The sequence below is a fragment of the Vogesella amnigena genome, assembly GCF_042648905.1.
Taxonomy (GTDB): domain Bacteria; phylum Pseudomonadota; class Gammaproteobacteria; order Burkholderiales; family Chromobacteriaceae; genus Vogesella; species Vogesella amnigena.
The window spans coordinates 1-531 of sequence record NZ_JBHRYH010000027.1; the positions used below are offsets into that span (position 1 = coordinate 1).

Below are 531 nucleotides of genomic sequence, written 5' to 3' on the forward strand. Positions count from 1 at the left end.
GAAGGACTCCAGAAAGAAGGTCTCGTCGGCCTCCACCACGCCACTTTCGTGTGTCGCCTGATGCTGAGCCACCTTGCGCAGGAAGCGATGACGCCACAGAAAGGCGGTGTTCTTGCTGACACCGCACTGCTCGGCAGCATCGCGAACAGTACGCCCTTGAATCAGCGCTGTGCCGTAATCGAGCCAGTGCTCGGCTTTGCGCAGACGGGCCAGAGGTGTGCCGGACAAGGCATTGCAGGTGCGCAGACAGGCTTTGCAACGATAGCGGCGCAAGCCGCGCTGCCAGCCCCAGCCAATTAGCTGTTGTGCCGGCGCGGCGCAGTGCGGACAAGCGAGCAGGTCAGGGAGCGACTCGGCCAGCACATCATGGCGTGGCTGCGTTTGCAGAGTGAGCTGGAGAGTGGCTTTCTGCTTGGGGCTAAGCGAGTCGAGCTGGGCAAGCAGACGTTGAAAGGATTGGGTATCCATCATCGCGCTCCTGGTGAGGTGCTTGCTTCAGCTTAGTTACCAACTCGTAATTGGGACATAGCC

At 60.5% G+C, this 531-nt stretch carries 1 protein-coding gene; it reads right to left on the reverse strand.

Annotated features, from left to right (window positions below; genetic code table 11):
• The coding region (locus ACFOKJ_RS12615) for a helix-turn-helix domain-containing protein (RefSeq protein WP_390280123.1) at window positions 1-468 on the reverse strand (468 nt) is incomplete at its 3' end.
• Between the last annotated feature and the right edge of the window lie 63 nt (window positions 469-531).